2 protein-coding genes are annotated in these 2647 nt (G+C 69.4%); both read left to right on the top strand.

Annotation, left to right across the window (positions count from 1 at the left end; translation table 11 throughout):
• Positions 1–134 precede the first annotated feature (134 nt).
• Positions 135–1193 carry a transglycosylase family protein gene (locus ACIQ5Y_RS39820; protein WP_403892476.1) on the top strand — a complete coding sequence of 353 codons (1059 nt, stop codon included), beginning with the start codon at positions 135–137 and terminating at the stop codon, positions 1191–1193.
• Positions 1194–1330: 137 nt separating this feature from the next.
• A partial coding sequence (locus ACIQ5Y_RS39825; protein WP_403892479.1) for a DUF1906 domain-containing protein occupies positions 1331–2647 on the top strand: 1317 nt, incomplete at its 3' end.

The raw sequence follows: 2647 nt of genomic DNA on the forward strand, positions 1-2647 counted from the left end.
GACAAGGTGGGTGTCTACCGGCCGGCGGAGTCCGATTTCTTCGGCGCGGCCAAGGACTCGAACCAGGTGATCTACAGCGCCCGCTTCGGCAACCCGGGCGACCTGCCCATCACCGGCCAGTGGTGACCGGCGACATGACCACCACCCGTACGCGACGTGTCCGCGCCCGGATAGCCGCCGCGGCGCTGGGCATGGCCACCGTGCTCTCCGTGCCCGCGGTGCAGGCCGACGCGGCGTCGGTATCGACCTGGGACAAGGTCGCCTACTGCGAGAGCACCGGCAACTGGAGCTACTACCGCGCTGGTTGGCCGTACTACGGCGGCCTCCAGTTCTCCCTGCAGACCTGGCGCGGTTTCGGCGGTGAGCAGTACGCCGCCTACCCGCACCAGGCGACCAAGCGGCAGCAGATCCTCATCGCCGAAAAGGTCCTGGCCGTGCAGGGCGAAGGGGCCTGGCCGAGCTGCGGCCCCGCGGCCGGCCTCGGTTCCGATCACGCCGATCCGTACCCCGCACTCAAGCGCTCCACGGCGGGCGTGTACCGGCCCTCCAACCAGGTGTTCTCGGTCTCGGACGAGAACGGGAACCTGGCGGGGTACGCAGGGTTCGGCTCGCAGGGTGACGCCCCGTTGACGGGGGACTGGAACGGCGACGGCAAGGACACCTTCGGGGTGTACCGGCCGAGCGACCAGACCTTCTACCTCTCCAACGACAACGCGTCGGCCGCGGTGACGCGCAAGCTCGGCAACCCGGGTGACGTGCCGGTCGTCGGCGACTGGGACGGCAACGGGAGCGACACGATCGGCGTCTACCGGCCCGGCGACCAGACGTTCTACCTCACCAACGACAACTCCACGGTCGCCCACACCTTGAGGATGGGTGTCGAGGGTGACAAGCCGATGGTGGGTGACTGGAACGGTGACGGTAAGGACACGATCGGTGTCTACCGCGGGACGGATTCGACGTTCTACCTGAGTGACTCCAACTCGTCGGCGAACGTGGACCACAACGTGAAGTTCGGGAACCCGGGGGATGTGCCGGTCAAGGGTGACTGGAACGGTGACGGCACCGACAAGGTGGGTGTCTACCGGCCGGCGGAGTCCGATTTCTTCGGCGCGGCCAAGGACTCGAACCAGGTGATCTACAGCGTCCGCTTCGGCAACCCGGGCGACGCACCCCTCGTCGGCCAGTGGTGACAGCGGACCGTCCCGGCCGGCGCTGATCCGGCCGAGCGGTCCCCAGGGCGGCGGTCCCGCTGGACTCGGCGGGACCGCCGCCCTCCCCCCTGCCAACCCCGACTGCGGCTCACCGCAGCTCCTCACAGGAGATCTCCATGCCCGAAGCCAGTCCCTCCCTGCCTGTCCTCAAGCGAAGCCTCGCCCTGGTGGCCGCGGCAGCGGCCTTCATCGGCCCGTCCGTCGGTTCGGCCCAGGCGGCGACGCCCGGCTCCGGTACCGGTTCCAAGACCGTGGCCTTCCAGGGCCACACGTTCAAGGTCCCCGACAGTTGGGAGGTCGTCGACCTGAGCGCCGACCCCACCAAGTGCGTCCGGTTCGACCGCCACGCCGTCTACCTCGGTACCCCCGGGAAGCAGCAGAACTGCCCGACCCGGCTGGTGGGCCGGACCGATGCGCTGGTCCTGGAAGCGGACCCGTCCGGCACCTCGGTGCAGGAGGCGGCGGTGCGCGAGCTCGACCACGAGATCGTCGGCGGAGCCAAGGGCATTCGGGTCACGGCGACCTACGACGAGGACCAGTCCCTGGTCCGTTCCATCCTCACCGCCGCGGGAATCCCGATCGCGGCGCCCGCCCGGGGGGAGATCTCCCAAGCGCCGGCCGCGCTTTCGGCGGAGTCCGCGACCGCGACCGCGACGGCGGCCGCCGCGTCGGGGGCCGACCTGACGAACCACATCGGCAAGGGATTCGACGCCTGCGCCGCTCCGGACTCCTCGACCATGAACGCGTGGATGGCGAACTCCCCGTACCGGGCCGTCGGCATCTACATCGGCGGCAGCAACCGGGGTTGCTCCCAGCCCAACCTCACCGCGTCATGGGTCCAGCAGCAGGCCGCGGCCGGCTGGCGCTTCATGCCGCTCTACGTCGGACCGCAGGCCAACGAGATCACCTCTCCCGCGTCCCAGGGACGGAGCGCCGCGGACGACGCGGTGAACCGTGCCGCTGCCCTCGGGCTCGGCCCGGGAGCCCTGCTGTACTACGACATGGAGGCCTACACCAGCACGTACTCGGGCAGGGTGCTCTCCTTCCTGTCCGCCTGGACCGAGCAGCTCCATGCCCGCGGATACAACTCCGCGGTCTACAGCAGCGCCGCCTCCGGCATCTCCGACCTGGCGGCCAACACGGGCAGTTACACCATGCCCGACGTGGTGTTCACCGCCCGGTGGAACCACGTGGCCAACACGGACGAGCCGGTGCTGCCGAGTTGGGCCTGGGCCCAGCACCAGCGCGTCCACCAGTACGACGGGGAGGTCACGGAGACCTGGGGCGGCAAGACGATCAACATCGACCGGGACTACATGGACGTCGCGCTCGGCAGCCACTCGAACCCTGAGAGGGCGGGTGTGTACCGGCCGGGTGAGTCGGTGTTCTACGTGTCGGACAAGAACGGTGGGCTGTTGGGTTACGCGGGGTTC

Origin of the sequence: Streptomyces sp. NPDC096339 (assembly GCF_044762985.1) — a bacterium.
Classification (GTDB): domain Bacteria; phylum Actinomycetota; class Actinomycetes; order Streptomycetales; family Streptomycetaceae; genus Streptomyces.